The following is a 16163-nucleotide window of genomic DNA, read 5'->3' as shown; positions in this document are numbered from 1 at the left end:
TCCGTGCCGGAAGGCAGGCAGGGAACGTGCGCTCCTCCGAAGGGTTGAATCCCCAGGAGGTATAACGATGAAACAGTTTACTGACATTATGAGCCCGCGTCTGTCGTCGGGCGTCCTGGCTGCCGTCTCCGTTCTGGCAATGGCAACAGGAGCGCTGGCCCAAGCGCAGAACACGACCCCCACCCCACAGACCCAAACGGACAATTGCGTGGCAAGGCCTGATCAGGATCCGCAGGCCCAGCAGCGGGATGTGCCAGGCGGAACAACGCAGAAGCTCGCCAATTGCGACAGCGTTTTGAAGCCGCCGGCGGTCGGGGATCCGGAAATGGTGGAACCTGCGCCTTCGGTCGGCGACACACCGGTGATCAAGCCGGGGGACCTTCCGCCTGAACAGTCAGAGCAGACGCCGTTGAAAAAGAGCTGATCATTGGGGGGATATTCTGTGAAGTGAGGAAGAAGCGGCTGTCGCCGCTTCCTTCCAAGCTGGATGCGCAAAACGCGCATCCGGTCGTATGTTAGCGACGACCGCGAACAGCAGCCTTTTTCGGCGCCGGCAGCAGGCCTTCGCGCTGCATCTTCTTGCGCGCGAGCTTGCGCTGGCGGCGGATCGCCTCAGCCTTTTCACGGGCGCGACGTTCGGACGGCTTCTCATAGGAGCTGCGCGCCTTCATCTCGCGGAAAACGCCTTCGCGCTGCATCTTCTTCTTCAGGACGCGGAGGGCCTGATCGACATTGTTGTCTCGGACTAGAACCTGCAAAATCTCTCCTTTTTGCACGGCTGAAATCGCCACTGTGCAATGTTCGCGTTGATCACTTGCCGATCTTCATCGACGCGGGGTTGAGCCACGACGACCCCTTGCCGGGTGCAGTGGCCTCTTCACGTTTCGTCGCACGCTCCGACCGTTCCGGGTCGATATCGGTGTCGACGATTCGGCGGTCGAACGTTTCGTTCTCGTACCGAACACGATATTGGTTCTGACCGTAAGCCGCGGGTAGAACCGCGGAAATCCGGCAGACCGCTTCTGCGGCAGTGCGCATTCCGGATCCCGATTTCAGGACCACACGGTCGCCAATGGCATAACGCGCAACTCTCATGTTTGTGCTCCGGACTGGTTCCAAAACGAAAAAAAGGCCGGGATGTCCCGACCTCTCCCAGTCATTCTGTCGATCAACCGCCAGTACATCCGTGGTCGGTTTCGACGAATGGCAGCTTAGGCAGCCCGAAGGTTGTCAGCCGAGCTCTTGCCAGAACGCTTGTCCTGAACGATGTCGTAGCTGATCTTCTGGCCGTCGTTGAGGCCGTTCATGCCGGCGCGCTCAACAGCGGAAATGTGGACGAATACGTCCTGGCCACCCTGGTCCGGCTGAATGAAACCAAAACCCTTGGTGCTGTTAAACCACTTGACGGTACCTGTATTCATAACGATTTCCTTTTCAAAATCGCGGGTTGATCTGACACACCGTGTCAGTTGGATCGATGTTTGAGAGGAAATCTGACAGAGCGCCTTAGCTCTCGGACGAAGTCACGACCAAGTTCGATGTCCGCAATGTACGCCCATTGGCGCAAATTACAAGAGTGGTCGTGAAATAAAATTTCCGACAAGCGCAAAGTTGAAAATTGATGTTTCTGTTATCCCCCTGTTTCTGCGGCAGGATAAGCAAATTTTTGGCCGGATCTCGTGCGCGCGCAAGAACAGCTTTCGGGTGCGGGACAAGAGCGTGAAATCGCCGGATGTCATATATCTTGCGTGAACACGTATTATAAGTATGGTGTCAGGGCTTTTTTCTGGACTCTGCCCCGGGGCGGCTCCAAGTTTGGCAGCGGGCGGCGCAAGACCGCTTTTTCCATCCAGGGGCGGCAGGACCGCCCATCGTCAATCACACAAGGCGGCGGACAGTCCGCCCAAGGGAGGCATTATGACCGTTCATCAGAACCTGATCGCCGGCGAATGGATCGGTGCGCAGGCATCGGAAAACATCAATCCGTCCGACACGAAGGATGTCGTCGGGCTTTACGCGCAGGCAAGCGCAGAGGATGCAAAGACTGCAATCGCAGCGGCGAAGGCAGCGTTTCCGGCCTGGTCGCGCTCAGGAATCCTGGAGCGCCATGCGATCCTGAAGAAGACCGCCGACGAGATCCTCGCCCGCAAGGAAGAACTCGGCCGTCTTCTGTCGCAGGAAGAGGGCAAGACCCTGCCGGAGGGGATTGGCGAGACGATCCGCGCAGCGCAGATCTTCGACTTCTTTGCCGGTGAAACCCTCCGTCTGGCCGGCGAGGTCCTGCCGTCGGCCCGTCCGAACATCGGTGTCGAGATCACCCGCGAGCCGCTCGGCCCGATCGGCATCATCACGCCCTGGAACTTTCCGATCGCCATTCCGGCCTGGAAGATCGCGCCGGCGCTCGCTTACGGCAACACCGTTGTCTTCAAGCCAGCCGATCTCGTGCCCGGCTGCTCCTGGGCAATCGTGGATATCCTGCACCGCTCCGGCCTGCCGAAGGGCGTGCTGAACCTGGTGATGGGCCGCGGTTCCGTCGTCGGTCAGGCCATGCTCGACAGCCCGGATCTCGCCGGCATCACCTTCACCGGGTCCACCGGCACCGGCAAGCGCGTGGCGCTCGCCTCCATCGAACATAACCGCAAGTTCCAGCTGGAAATGGGCGGCAAGAACCCGATGGTCGTGCTGGATGATGCGGACCTGTCCGTCGCCGTGGAAGCCGCCGCCAATTCCGGCTTTTTCTCCACCGGCCAGCGCTGCACGGCCTCCTCGCGCATCATCGTCACCGAAGGCATTCACGACAAGTTTGTCGCCGCTCTCACCGAGCGCCTGAGCAAGCTCAACGTCGATCACGCGCTGAAGGACGGCACGCATATCGGCCCGGTCGTCGATGAAAAGCAGTTGCAGCAGGATTGCGACTACATCGAAATCGGCAAGAAGGAAGGCGCCAAGCTGGCCTTCGGTGGCGAACGCATCGAGCGCGAGACCCCCGGTTTCTACCTGCAGCCGACGCTGTTTACCGAAGCCACCAACCAGATGCGCATCAGCCGCGAGGAAATCTTTGGACCGGTCGCCGCCGTCATCCGCGTCAAGGATTATGAAGAAGCGCTGGCCGTTGCCAATGATACGCCCTTCGGCCTGTCCGCCGGCATCGCGACGACGAGCCTGAAACATGCCACGCACTTCAAGCGCAATTCGGAAGCCGGCATGGTGATGGTGAACCTGCCGACCGCCGGCGTCGATTTCCACGTGCCGTTCGGCGGCCGCAAGGCCTCGTCCTTCGGCCCCCGCGAACAGGGCAAGTATGCAGCCGAGTTCTTCACCGTCGTAAAGACCGCCTACACGCTCGCCTGATGTGAGCGGACGACCTGCACCATGATCGGGCCGGCGGGTTTCTCGCCGGCCTTTGCTTTTGCAGATTTGTGCGACGCACAACCATGTATTGCGTCGCGTCCGCTCTTTTTGAGGGGCGATTTTCGGTGGAAATCCCTCTTTTCCGGCCCCCGCATACGACTAACGGACAGTGTGCCAAGCCTCCGTCTTTCAGCTAGTCTCTTTTCTCACAACCGGCTGTGGGGAGTTTCAAATCAGCCAGCGTTGGGTGAGCGGCCGTGTCTTTGCCGGCCTGTCGAGGAAAAGAGGAGGAGTACTCGTGTCGGACAATTCATCGTCCAATGCGTATTGGGCAGCCAACAAGCGCATCATCTACATTTCACTGGTGATCTGGGCCGTCGTGTCTTACGGCTTCGGCATCATCCTGCGTCCCATGCTGTCCGGCATTCCGGTTGGCGGCACGGATCTCGGCTTCTGGTTCGCCCAGCAGGGTTCGATCATCATCTTCATCGCCCTGATCTTCTACTACGCCAACTACATGAACAAGATCGACCGCGAATTCGGCGTCGACGAGGAATAAGGGGGAGATCATGGATCAGTATACGCTCAACCTGCTGGTGGTGGGCGCGTCTTTCGCGCTCTACGTCGGCATTGCCATCTGGAGCCGTGCCGGCACCACGGCGGAATTTTATGCCGCAAACCGCGGCGTCAATCCGGTCATGAACGGCATGGCAACCGCCGCGGACTGGATGTCGGCGGCCTCCTTCATCTCCATGGCCGGCCTGATCGCTGCCGTCGGCTACGGCAACTCCACCTATCTGATGGGCTGGACCGGCGGTTACGTTCTGCTGGCGCTGCTCTTGGCACCTTACCTGCGCAAGTTCGGCAAGTTCACCGTGCCGCAGTTCATCGGTGACCGCTTCTACAGCCAGTCGGCGCGCCTTGTGGCCGTGGTCTGCCTGATCGTCATCTCGGTCACCTACGTTATCGGCCAGATGACCGGTGCCGGTGTTGCCTTCTCGCGCTTCCTGGAAGTGTCGGTGTCCACGGGCCTCTGGATCGCCGCCGCGGTCGTGTTCGTTTACGCCGTTCTCGGCGGCATGAAGGGCATCACCTACACGCAGGTCGCCCAGTATGTCGTGCTGATTGTTGCCTATACCATTCCGGCAATCTTCATCTCGCTGCAACTGACGGGCAACCCGATCCCCGGCCTCGGCCTCTTCTCCGAACATTCGGCATCCGGCCAGCCGCTGCTGCAGAAGCTGGACCAGGTGGTGACCGATCTCGGCTTCAACGCCTACACCGCGCAAGGCTCCATGCTGAACATGACGCTGTTCACGCTGTCCCTGATGATCGGTACCGCCGGCCTTCCGCACGTCATCATCCGCTTCTTCACCGTTCCGAAGGTCGCTGATGCCCGTTGGTCTGCTGGCTGGGCGCTGGTCTTCATCGCGCTACTCTACCTGACGGCTCCGGCTGTCGGCGCCATGGCACGCCTGAACATCATCGACACCATCTTCCCCGGTGGTCCGAAGGCTGAGGCCGTTCTCTATGAAGAGCGCCCCAACTGGATGAAGAACTGGGAAGTCACCGGTCTCCTGAAGTTCACCGATAAGAACGGCGATGGCCGCATCCAGTATTACAATGACAAGGCTGCCGGCTTTGCATCCGAAGCACAGGCGCGCGGCTGGAACGGCAACGAACTGGACATCAATAACGACATCCTCGTTCTTGCCAATCCGGAAATCGCACAGCTTCCCGGCTGGGTGATCGCGCTCATCGCCGCCGGCGGTCTTGCCGCGGCACTCTCGACCGCAGCCGGTCTGCTGCTCGCCATCTCGTCCGCCATCAGCCACGATCTCATCAAGGATTGGCTGAAGCCGGATATCTCCGAGAAGGGCGAACTCATGGCGGCCCGCGTCTCGATGGGCGGCGCCATCCTGGTGGCAACACTTCTCGGCCTCAACCCGCCGGGCTTTGCGGCCCAGACGGTGGCTCTCGCCTTCGGTCTGGCAGCCGCGACGATCTTCCCGGCACTCATGATGGGCATCTTCTCCAAGCGCATCAACTCGCTCGGAGCCACGCTCGGCATGATCGTCGGTCTGGTCGCAACCTGCCTGTACCTCTTCACCTATCTCGGCTGGTTCTTCATTGCCGGCACGAACATGCTGGAGAACGTCCCGGCGAACTACCTGTTCGGCATCCCGCCGACAGCCTTCGGCCCGATCGGTGCGGTGCTCAACTTCGCCGTCGCCTACTTCGTCTCCATGGCCACCGCGGCTCCGCCGCAGTCGGTCCAGGATCTGGTCGAATCGATCCGCATCCCGCGTGGCGCGGGCGCTGCGACCGGCCATCATTGATCGTCAAACCCGGAATGGGCGGCACCTGTCGCCCATTCCCTTTCCGCGCAAGCATGACTATCGTGTTTCGGGTGGGGTGCCAGGTGGTGGACCATGGGACTAGCAACAGTCGATATCGCCCGGTTTCTCGAGACGGTTCATCCCTATGACAGCTTGCCGCGCGAGGAAATGGATGCCGTCGCATCCCGCTTCGGTTTCAGACGGCTGACCTGCGGCGAAACACTCTATGCCGAGGGTGAACCCCTACCGGGTCTTTTCCTCATCATGGAGGGCCAGGTGGATGTGCGCGATAGCGCCGGCGAACTGATCTCGCAGCTTTCCCCACGCAATTCTCTCGGCGAACGCGGCCTGCTTCGGGACGGTCGGGCAGTCACCACCGCAACCGCCCGCACGGATGGCGTCGTGCTGATCCTGCCGGCCGGTGAGTTCCATCGCCTGATGCAGGAACAGCCGGTCTTTTCCCGCTTCTTCACCCGTGGCCGCATCAGCGACACCCGCCGCGCCGACATGACGCTGTCGCGGGTCGGCGACCTGATGTCGAAGCCGCCGGTCACCTGCGGTCCGGATGAAACTGTGTACGAGGCCGCGCAGATCATGCGCGACCGGCTGGTCTCCAGCCTCGGCGTGGTGGAGGGCGAACGTCTGGTCGGGCTTTTGACCGTGCGGGACCTGACGATCCGGCTGATTGCCGAAAACCTCGACCCCAAGACGACGCCCGTTTCCGCCGTGATGACAAGGGACCCGACCGGCCTGCCACAGACGGCGCTGGGTTCCGATGTGCTGCAGGTCATGCTGGAACAGAAGGTCGGGTACCTGCCGATCGTCGATGGCTCGCGTCTCGTCGGCATGGTCACCCAGACGGACCTCACGCGGTTTCAAGCGGTCTCGTCCGCGCTTCTGGTGCGGGATGTGGCGAGTGCGGAGACTGTCGAGGACATGAAGGCGAATACCGCCCGCATTCCCCAGCTTCTCGTGCAACTGGTCGGCGGCAACAATGCCCATGAGGTGGTCACCCGGCTCATCACCGATATCGCCGATACGATCACCCGCCGCCTGCTGGTTCTGGCCGAAAAGCGGTTCGGCCCGCCGCCGGTCCCCTACCTTTGGCTTGCCTGCGGCAGCCAGGGACGCCAGGAGCAGACCGGCGTCTCCGATCAGGACAATTGCATCGTCATCGATGATCGGGTGACCCCGGACGACATGCCCTATTTCTCCGCGCTTGCCCGCTTCGTCAGCACCCACCTGAATGATTGCGGCTACATCTTCTGCCCCGGCGACATGATGGCCACCAATCCGCAATGGTGCCAGCCGGCCAGCACCTGGCGGCGCTACTTCCATAGCTGGATCGAACGACCGGACCCGATGGCGCAGATGCTGGCGAGCGTCATGTTCGATCTGAGGCCAATCGGCGGCGAGTTTTCGCTGTTTCAGGATCTGCAGGCCGAAACCCTGGAAAGGGCAAGCCGCAACTCGATCTTCGTGGCGCATATGATCGCCAATTCGCTGAAACATGCGCCACCGCTCGGGTTGTTGCGCGGCTTTGCCACGATCCGCAGCGGCGAACACCGCAACCAGATCGACATGAAGCACAATGGCGTGGTGCCGGTGGTGGATCTCGGCCGGGTCTATGCCCTGCAGGGTCGGCTGACGCCGGTCAACACGCGGGCGCGCCTGCTGGCGGCGGAAGAGGCGGGCATCATCTCCGGTGCCGGTGCGCGCGATCTTCTGGCGGCATACGACCTGATTGCCGAAATGCGCCTGCGCAACCAGGCCCAGCAGATCAAGGCGGGCCGCCGCCCGGACAATTTTCTTGGCCCCTATGAATTCGGCGATTTCGAGCGCTCCCATCTGCGCGACGCTTTTGTCGTCGTGCGCACCATGCAATCGGCGCTGAGCCACAGCCGCGCGCCCAGTTGAGTTGAGGAATTTTCCGCATGCTGTTTGAGTTCATTGCCGTCGTGACCGTGGGCGTCGCCTTGGCCGGTATCGCCATGACCCTGCGCTTCATCACGCGGCAGCGCCTGCCCAAATGGATCATCCCTGTCTTTGCCGGTCTCGGCATGCTCCTTTATACGATCTGGAGCGAATACAGCTGGTTCTCGCGGGTCACGGCAGCGCTTCCTCCGGAAATCCCGGTGGCATGGCACAATGCGGATGCGGCCTTCTGGCGTCCCTGGTCCTACTATCAGCCGGTCATCAACCGCTTCACCGCCGTCGATTTGCGCACCGCCCAGCGCAATGCCAATTTTCCCGATCAGGTGATGGTCGATGTCATCCTCGCCGCGCGCTGGCAGCAGTCGGCGCGGGTCAAGGTGGTGCTCGATTGTGCCGGACATCGTCGCGCCGATTTGATCGGGCGCAACGTCAGCATCGCCGAAAACGGCGAGATTACCGGTGCCGACTGGATCACGCTTCCGGCAGACGATCCTGTTCTGCAGACGGGCTGCGCGGCCAAGGCGGGCTGAGGCCGGTTGCGGAAGGGAGCCGCGAGCCCGGTCGGGTCTCGGGGAGGAGATGATGATGGCACGCTGGAGCCTCAGGGCTCGCCTGTTTCTGTTCTTTTTGGCCCTTGGTCTGGGCTCGCTCGCAGCTTTGGCCGCAGGGCTTTGGTTTGCCCTGCATCGTGGTGCGGATACGGAAGCCGTCAGCACCGCGATGCGCGTGGCCGTGGTGGCGGGTTTCCTCATCCTCGCGCTCACCGCCGGCATCGGCTATCTCTTTGATCTCAATCTGGCGAAGGCGCTCGAGCGCCTCGCCGGTGCGATCCGCGCCCGCGCCAATGCCGGCGTTGCCCAGGAGATCGACACGACGGGGCTCACCTACCTCGGCAGCATCACCGATGCCGTCTCCGAAGCCGCCATCCGGCTCACCCAGACGCGCAGCGCCATGGCCGAAACGGTGGCACGTGAGACGGCGCGGCTCTCCGCCGAACGGAGCCAGCTGGAACGATTGTTGTCCGATGTGCCGCCGGGCGTGCTCTTGTGTACCGGCCGTCACCATCTGGTGTTCTACAACGGTGCGGCCCATCAATTGCTGGATAACCCGGTTCTGCCGCTGTGCCTCGACAAGAACCTGTTCGATTACCTGAATGACGGGCCGGTTCGCCATGCCCACCAGCGGCTGCTGGAAGCTGGAACGGCAGCGGCCGCCGTCGAACTCGTCTGCACCACGCATGGCAATACCCGCCGGCTCGCCGCCCGCATGCGTCTTGTCGGCGAAGACACGGCCGATCCGGCCGCCTATGTGATGACGCTGCGCGATGTGACGGCAGAACTGTCCGCCGATGCCCGCCGCGACGCGCTGTTGAGTGAAGTCTTCGATGACCTGCGGCCCGTCCTGGACGACCTCGCCGCACAGGCGGCGGATCCGCAAAGCCGTGACCAGGCGCTGAGCGCCGTTCAAAAGCGGCTCAGTGCCCTGTCCGCCCGCTTCGAGGCGATGCGGGAAGGGGAAAGGTCACCGCTTCCGGTGATGCAGCCCGTCTCCAACCGGTTCGTGGTCTATGACTTCGAGCTCCTCTCCCGCCTCTACGCGGAAAAGATCGGCGAGGCGCGGCTGGACGACCTGACCTATGTGGTTTTCGACACGGAAACGACGGGCCTGCTTCCGGACCAAGGCGACGAGATCGTCCAGATTGCCGCCGTGCGCATCGTCAACGGCAAGCGGGTGAGGGGTGAGGTCTTTGACACGCTGGTCAATCCGGGCCGCTTGATCCCCGCGTCATCCACCGCCGTGCATGGGGTGTCGAACGAGATGGTCGAAAACGCGCCCAGCGTCGTCGATGTGCTGGAGCGTTTCCGGGTTTTTGCGCAAGGAGCGGTTCTGGTGGCTCACAATGCCCCCTTCGACATGGAATTCCTGCGACGGCGCGAGCGGGAACTGGGCGGACGCTTTGATAACCCGATCCTCGATACGGTGCTGCTGTCGGCGAGCGTCTTCGGCCAGGCCGAAACGCATACGCTGGATGCGCTGGCCGAGCGGCTGGGCCTTTCCATTGCCGGCAGCGACCGGCACACTGCGATCGGCGATGCGGTGGCGACGGCGGAGGTCTTTCTCAAGCTGAAGGACATGTTGGCGGCAAAGGGCATTCACCGGTTTGGCGAGGTGCTGCGGGAAACCCGCAAACACCGCCGCCTGCTGAAGGATCTCAATTGACGCTGCCCGCGTAATTCGGACGAGAACGAAAGAGATCGACATGCTGCCTTCGGTGATCGCCCATTGCGACTGGAGCATCGACGCCCGCAAGCGGTGGATGGCGGTTGCGGTCCATCGGGCAGGGCGCCTTGAGCTTTCGGCACCGGAGCCTGTCGGCGACACGTCCACGCTGATCGAACGCCTGCAGGCGCGGGCGGTCTCAGGCGGGCCGCTGCTGCTCGGCTTCGATTTTCCAATCGGACTGCCGCAGGCCTATGCCCGGAAGACGGGACTTGTCTCCTTCCGTGGTTTTCTCGACGTGGTGGGCACGGATGGCTGGGCAGACTGGTTTTGCGTCGCCACGGCGGCGGAGGACATTACGCTGAGACGGCCCTTTTATCCCGCAAGGCCCGGCGGCACGCGCCGCAGCCAACTGTTCGAGGCGCTTGCCCTCGCGCCTGCGGATCTGCTCAGGCTCTGCGAACAGCCGGCGCCCGGTCGACAGACGCCGGCCATGCTGTTCTGGACACTCGGCGGCAATCAGGTCGGCAAAGCGGCGATCACCGGCTGGCGGGAGGTGATCCTGCCCCATCGGTATCGGATCGGCCTCTGGCCTTTCGATGGTCGCCTGGTCGATCTGCTGCAGCGCCATGCCGTGGTGGTGACGGAAACCTATCCGGGGGATGCCTATGGCCAGATCGGCATTGCGCGCCGGCCCGTCTGGAGCAAACGCAGCCACTGGGGACGCCTCTCCGTTGCGGGCTACCTGCGGCAGTGGCTGGCCGCGCATGAGAGGGTGACGGCAAACGCCGCGCTGGCTGCGAGCATCGAGGCCGGTTTCGGCGCCGATGCCGCGGGGGAGGACCGGTTCGACTGTACCGTCGGGCTGATGGCGATGATCGACATCGCGCTCGGCCTGCGGGGCGAGGGCGCCCCGCCGAACGACAGGGTCACCACCTGGGAGGGCTGGATCCTCGGTAGGTCGGCGCTCTGACGGGCGCCGGCCCCATCTTTGTCGCTGCCCTTACCAGAGATCGACGTGGCGATTGACGTCCTTGTAGAGCAGGTAACGGAAGCGACCGGGGCCGCCCGCATAACAGGCCTGCGGGCAGAAGGCGCGCAGCCACATGAAATCGCCGGCCTCTACCTCGACCCAGTCCGTGTTCAGCCGGTAGACGGCCTTGCCTTCTAGCACATAAAGGCCGTGCTCCATCACATGGGTTTCCATGAACGGAATGGTGCCGCCCGGCTCAAGCGTCACGATGTTGAGGTGCATGTCGTAACGCACGTCGTTCGGATCGATGAAGCGTGTCGTGCCCCAGGCACCGTTGGTATCGGGCATCGGCGAGATGGCGTGTTCGCCCTCGTGGGTGAAGATCGCCGGCGGCGGCTCCAGCCCTTCGACCACCTGGAACTTCTTGCGCACCCAGTGGAATTTGGCGAGCGCCGAACCGCTGTTCTTGACGCTCCAGCGGCACCCGGCCGGCAGATAGGCAAACGAACCCGCCTCCAGATGGTGCATCTTGCCCTCGTGGATGATGGTCATTTCCCCTTCGACCACGAAGATCGCGCCCTGCACGCGGGCATCCGGTTCCGGCCTCTCGCTGCCACCGCCGGGTGCCACTTCCATAATGTATTGCGCGAAAGTCTCGGAAAAGCCGGTCATCGGCCGTGCAATGACCCAGGCCCGGGTCTTCGACCAGTGCGGCAGCAGGCTGGTGACGATATCGGACATCACGGTGCGGGGAATGACGGCATAGGCCGTGGTGAACACCGCCTTGCTGGAAAGAAGTTCCGTCTGGCCGGGAAGCCCACCCATGCCCGCATAATACCGTCTGTCGTTCATCACACGCTGTCTCCAAATTCCGCTTGTCCTGGCCAACGAGGCCCAGTCAGCATCTTTCATATCGTCAAGCGGTGCGGGAGTAAAAACGAATTGTTGGGGAAACAATGATAAGAGTATGCGTCGCGGGTGCGCAAAAATGTGGAGGCGTCAGCAGAAATACTGGCGCCGGCGATCACAGGGGCGACGGAGCAAATTTCGCCGCGATCTCTTCCGCCGCGGCAGCGGCACCCTGTCGTGTGTAGAGGTTGCCGCGAACGTGATAGCTGTGGGCCATCAGGCGGAAAAACGCCTCGGCAACCTCCTGCCGCGGCGGCACAGGGTGGCTCCAGAATGTGTCGAGTGACGCCTGGTGCGTCATTCCCTCTATGTCATAGACCGCGCTGCCCAGCACCTTCACCGGTTTGCCCATCCGGATGGCAGGCAAGGCCGCGGTCGAATTAACGGTGACCACGCCTTCACAGCTGCCAAACAGGTGTTCCAGATTGCCGCCATCGATGATGTCGATCCTCTCGCTCAGCTGCGTGTGATTGCACTGCTGGCGAATGTAATGCGTCCAGTTGATGAGCCCCGCATCCATCGGATGGAGTTTGACGACAAGCCTCGCATCGGGGGATGCGAAGCGGGCAAAAGACGTAAGAACAAGGTCGATTGCTTCTTCCTGACCCCGAAAGGGGGAGTGCACCCGTAGCTGATAGTCGGTTTGCAACTGCAGAGGATAGACGAAAAAGGGCGCCCTACTGCCAACCACCGCATGGATCGTCTCTGCGGCCTCTCTCTGCCGGCTCTTCTCTCCGGCAAGTCGCCCGATCCAGCCCAGGTACTCAAGGAAGGGATGGTAGAGCGTGTGCCTGACATAGAAGGGGTAAAGCCACCACAGGAGAACCGTCGAGACATTATAGAGGATGTCGTAACCGGCATCTGCCCAGAAGCCTTGAGTGTAGCGCCGACTCCAGTCCGGTTCCGGCAGATCCCGTCCTTGCGCCAGAACTTCATCGGCGCGGCGTGGAAACCGTGAATTGGAGGCAGTGCCATCCCGTTCGAAGATCACCCAGTCCGGTCTCAGATAACCGAGATCGACCACATGAACCGCAATGTTCCGGGACTTTGCCTCCTCGACGGCGATCTTGTGGTACGGCCGCTCCTCTCCGAGGAGGATGAGGTTGGTCACCTGGTTCTGGTGGAGAAAGTCTGAAAAAAAAGAATTCCAGTTCCTCAGGCGTCCCCTATAATGGAAGCCGTTCTTCCGGCGCCAGAAGATCCAGTCGCCGACATTGAAGTTGATGCGCAGGCACTGATGCCCCTGTCGCTCAAGACGCTCCGCAAGCAGCGCAAAGAGCGGTGACGACGAGCCCTGCAGGAACAGAAACACCCGCCTTTCGCCCGCGAGTGGTCGGGTCTCGTCCGATTGATCTTTGTCGCTCGACCCGTCCGCCAACGCCAGAGCCCCTTACGTGTTGCTGCGACTGACGCCGGCCAGCCGAACGATCGTCTTGATCAGGTTCCAGGGTGCTTCCTCCGAGGAAGCATGCGACTTGGACATACCCTGGGCCGAGCCGAGAGGCACGATCACGTAATCCGTTCTCGGATCGGGAAACGGGTTGGCGAAACTTTTCAGAAGCGGGGCGTGATCGCCATAGAAAACAAGCCAGACCGGCCGCTTCAGGCCGTTGAGATAGGTCGTCAGATGACCGAGAGCATCGTCAGCCTTGCGCAGCAGTTCTGTGTAGATATCAACGGGATCGGTCAGTGCGCCGCATCGGCCGGGTTCCCACGGGCCGTGATTGGCCATCGAGGCGACGAAGAAGAAAGCCGGTCGTTGCGGGTCGCTGGACTGGATGGTGTCGATCAGGCGCTGGGTCAGTTTCCGGTCCGAGACATACGGGCCATCTGTCACCGGGTTGTGACCAAATGCGTCGAGCATGGTCATGTCCTGAAAGCCGAGAAGCGGTAAGGCCTTGTCGCGGAGAAAGAAGGTCCGGTCATAGGGGTGCAGGAAATGGGTCAGCCATCCGCCTTCCATGAAGCGCTTCGGCCAGGCGATATCCGCATAATGCGACGCGCGCAGATAAGGGTGACTGGCGTCCACATAAGCGTCTTCCGGCTGAAGCCCGGTCAGGACCGCAAACTCCGTGCGAAGCGTATAGCCGCCCTCGAACACACTGGTCATGCGGCCCCATTGGCTGGCATGGGCGCGCAGATAATCCAGATGCGGAAGGTGGAGGTCCGTCACACCGAAGTGGCGCAGATCGATGAAGGATTCCGACTGCCAGACCACGATCAGAGGCGGCCCACTCGGCTCCGTGTCATGGTCTTCGCCAGTGATTTCCGCGAGAATGTGATGAAGCCCCTGGCGAATTTCTTCCACGACATCTTCCCGCCTTCGACCAAGCCAGACGATCGTGTGGTAGACCACGGTTGTGAAGGTCCCGAACCGCACCGTGTTGATCTTCGGATCAAGTGTCTTGAGAAGTGCCTCGCTAAACCGCACCAGTGGCGGATTGGAAAATCGGAACAGCGGCAGTAGCCATGGCCCGAACCCGATCACGAGGCCGGCAACAATCCAGAAGAATGTCCCCTCGCGCGGCACGATAGAAGATTCCATCACCATATAGGCTGCGCTCGCACCGAACACGTAACCCAGGGCGACGACCCAGAAGATGGCGTTCAGGAAGGTCGCGTAGAAGATTTCCTTGTGCTTGATGAGATCGATCACCAAGGCGATGTCGGAGAAGACCAATGGTTCGCGAATATAGACAAGCTTCGCGCGCGATATCGCCGTAAAAATGATGAAAAAGCTCGCCGTCCCCTGGAACGCGTAGAACGGCCGCCAGGATATGGCGAAGAAGCCGGCATAGACCAAGGCGATGACCGGCAACCGGGCCAGGTTCTCGAACAGGGTTTGCGAGCGGCTTCTGGCGATCTTTGCTTTGTCGAATTCTGCCTTCGGCAGAGCAAACCGATCCGTGGCAAGAACAGTCGCGCAGGTCAGAAGATAACTGACCAGTACAAAAAGGATCGGATGCTCATATGCCGCCAAAAGGGTCATTTTGGATGATCCGCGACGATGGCAAGGCAGGTCCGGACAGCGGTCAAATTCGCTGCCGACGGCGGCAACATCATTTTGCAGAGTGCAGGACGAACGCCTCTCACGTGCCGCGCATCGCTAGTCCGTGACAACATTGGCAATGCTGACGGCGGCTGCTGCCGTTCCGATCGGACGTCCAATGATGTTGAGGAACTTTGCGAAATCAACCGAAGGATGGCGCGATGCATAGATCACATCACGATCTTTGATCGGGAAATTCTGGCCGATGAGCAGACTGTCGGCCTTATCCATTCCGAAACGGTAGACGATCGGATAGCGGCCATCCTTGTCGGCGCTCATCCCCTTGCGGACCAGTTCGGCAACCCGTTGGGGACCAACGAGATCCGTCAGGATCTCAGGCTCCTCGTAGCGGAAGATGAAATAGCCTTTGATGTCGGCGGTGCTGTCGTCGGCTCCGCCGGCAAGGGCGATCGCTTCAAGCAGATTCAGATCATTGGCGCCAAAATCGACGCGACGCGTGGCGCGCACGGACCCGAGAACAGTGAAGGTGCGCGGATTATGCACCAGATAAACCTGGTCACCAGGCTGTACATAGATGTTCTCGCGGGGGTTCTCGAGGATCGTCTTCAACAGGACCGAACCACGCACTTGGTTACGGGTCAGATTGACATAGGTCTCGTAGGGCTGGTGCGTTGCCCCCCCTGCCTTCGCAATAACGTCCATCAGGGTCTCGTTGACGAGACCAAGCGGAATCACTGCGGAACGGGCAACGGCGCCCGTTACCGACACATTACGTGACGCGGTGTTAGAAAGATTGACCAATACATCCGGCTCGACGGCCTTGTTCTTCAGAGCTTCGATGATGGTCTGTCGAACCTGTTCGATCGTCTTGCCGGAGAGCTTTACCGTACCAACATACGGAATCGCGGCTTTGCCATCGGTCTGGACAACCACGTCGAATGGCGTCTGCTTCGAATCGGCAGTCGAGAAGAGACCATCCGGACTTGCCTCGAAGATCACAATCTTGAGTTGGTCCCCTACGCCGACCACGGGTTCGCGAACGCCGGAGCGAACATTGAAGCGCCTTTGAAAGTTCTTGGTCTGGTGGCTTGCAACGACCTGTGTGACGCGGTTGTCCACATCAACAAGCTCAAAGACTTGCGCGCGGACGCGGCTCTGCTCGCTGGCGGACAAGCCAGCCTGCTTCACGATGTCGCCCGCCAGAGGGCCTTCGGCTGGCACGTACTGGCAACCGGCCATGACGCTACAACCAATCAGCGCAATGATTTTTCTCACCGCTGCCACTCCCTCACGCAACTGCGGCGCCGACAAACCATATTTCCGTAGACACAACAAGAGGCAATTACTCTAATCCCCGCTCATGTTTGGCGCCTGGAGTTCAGCACGTAAACGTTGCCTTTATATGTCATATCCTGTTATCTCTTTA

Annotated in this window: 15 protein-coding genes; 8 read left to right on the top strand and 7 right to left on the bottom strand. The window is 61.1% G+C overall.

From position 1 onward, the window contains the following. Positions 1–67 precede the first annotated feature (67 nt). Positions 68–424, top strand: a complete 357-nt coding sequence (locus G6N78_RS02420) for a hypothetical protein (RefSeq protein WP_234905864.1) — start codon at positions 68–70, stop codon at positions 422–424. A gap of 91 nt (positions 425–515) precedes the next feature. Here G6N78_RS02420 and rpsU read toward each other — a convergent pair whose 3' ends face one another. From rpsU to G6N78_RS02405, 3 genes are all read right to left on the bottom strand, one after another. Continuing rightward, complete coding sequence (gene rpsU / locus G6N78_RS02415; protein WP_165215382.1) at positions 516–758, bottom strand: 30S ribosomal protein S21; 243 nt, start codon at positions 756–758, stop codon at positions 516–518. Between the two features lie 52 nt (positions 759–810). Further along, positions 811–1095, bottom strand: coding sequence for a cold-shock protein (locus G6N78_RS02410; RefSeq protein ID WP_165215379.1), 285 nt, complete (start codon positions 1093–1095; stop codon positions 811–813). Between the two features lie 116 nt (positions 1096–1211). Next, positions 1212–1421, bottom strand: coding sequence for a cold-shock protein (locus G6N78_RS02405; RefSeq protein WP_165215377.1), 210 nt, complete (start codon positions 1419–1421; stop codon positions 1212–1214). Positions 1422–1917: 496 nt separating this feature from the next. Here G6N78_RS02405 and G6N78_RS02400 point away from each other — a divergent pair, with 496 nt between their 5' ends. The 7 genes from G6N78_RS02400 to G6N78_RS02370 all read left to right on the top strand — a co-directional run bounded on the left by G6N78_RS02400 (position 1918) and on the right by G6N78_RS02370 (position 10818). Beyond that, on the top strand, positions 1918–3351 hold the full coding sequence (locus G6N78_RS02400) for an aldehyde dehydrogenase family protein (protein WP_165215374.1): 1434 nt from the start codon (positions 1918–1920) through the stop codon (positions 3349–3351). A gap of 298 nt (positions 3352–3649) precedes the next feature. Next, positions 3650–3910, top strand: a complete 261-nt coding sequence (locus G6N78_RS02395; RefSeq protein ID WP_165215372.1) for a DUF4212 domain-containing protein — start codon at positions 3650–3652, stop codon at positions 3908–3910. A 10-nt stretch (positions 3911–3920) separates the two neighbouring features. Beyond that, positions 3921–5690, top strand: coding sequence for a sodium:solute symporter family protein (locus G6N78_RS02390; protein ID WP_165215370.1), 1770 nt, complete (start codon positions 3921–3923; stop codon positions 5688–5690). 93 nt (positions 5691–5783) lie between these two features. Then, the gene (locus G6N78_RS02385) at positions 5784–7607 is read left to right on the top strand and encodes a DUF294 nucleotidyltransferase-like domain-containing protein (protein ID WP_165215368.1); all 1824 of its coding nucleotides are present in this window, start codon (positions 5784–5786) and stop codon (positions 7605–7607) included. 17 nt (positions 7608–7624) lie between these two features. Further along, the gene (locus G6N78_RS02380) at positions 7625–8155 is read left to right on the top strand and encodes a hypothetical protein (protein WP_165215366.1); all 531 of its coding nucleotides are present in this window, start codon (positions 7625–7627) and stop codon (positions 8153–8155) included. A 55-nt stretch (positions 8156–8210) separates the two neighbouring features. After that, a complete protein-coding gene (locus G6N78_RS02375; protein ID WP_206531597.1) occupies positions 8211–9845 on the top strand; it encodes a 3'-5' exonuclease in 1635 nt (544 codons plus the stop codon). A gap of 40 nt (positions 9846–9885) precedes the next feature. Beyond that, positions 9886–10818, top strand: coding sequence for a DUF429 domain-containing protein (locus tag G6N78_RS02370; RefSeq protein WP_165215362.1), 933 nt, complete (start codon positions 9886–9888; stop codon positions 10816–10818). A 30-nt stretch (positions 10819–10848) separates the two neighbouring features. Here G6N78_RS02370 and G6N78_RS02365 read toward each other — a convergent pair whose 3' ends face one another. The 4 genes from G6N78_RS02365 to G6N78_RS02350 all read right to left on the bottom strand — a co-directional run bounded on the left by G6N78_RS02365 (position 10849) and on the right by G6N78_RS02350 (position 16012). After that, the gene (locus G6N78_RS02365; protein WP_165215360.1) at positions 10849–11670 is read right to left on the bottom strand and encodes a bifunctional allantoicase/(S)-ureidoglycine aminohydrolase; all 822 of its coding nucleotides are present in this window, start codon (positions 11668–11670) and stop codon (positions 10849–10851) included. A 172-nt stretch (positions 11671–11842) separates the two neighbouring features. Further along, the gene (locus G6N78_RS02360; protein WP_165215358.1) at positions 11843–12838 is read right to left on the bottom strand and encodes a capsular biosynthesis protein; all 996 of its coding nucleotides are present in this window, start codon (positions 12836–12838) and stop codon (positions 11843–11845) included. Positions 12839–13117: 279 nt separating this feature from the next. Next, positions 13118–14716 (bottom strand): LTA synthase family protein, encoded by a 1599-nt coding sequence (locus G6N78_RS02355; protein WP_165215356.1) that lies wholly within the window; start codon positions 14714–14716, stop codon positions 13118–13120. 117 nt (positions 14717–14833) lie between these two features. Then, positions 14834–16012: a polysaccharide biosynthesis/export family protein gene (locus G6N78_RS02350; protein ID WP_165221186.1), complete on the bottom strand. Its 1179-nt coding sequence runs from the start codon at positions 16010–16012 to the stop codon at positions 14834–14836. Positions 16013–16163: the final 151 nt, after the last annotated feature.

It is taken from the genome of Allorhizobium pseudoryzae (assembly GCF_011046245.1).
Lineage (GTDB): Bacteria > Pseudomonadota > Alphaproteobacteria > Rhizobiales > Rhizobiaceae > Neorhizobium > Neorhizobium pseudoryzae.
This window is presented reverse-complemented; position numbering and strand designations above follow the sequence as displayed.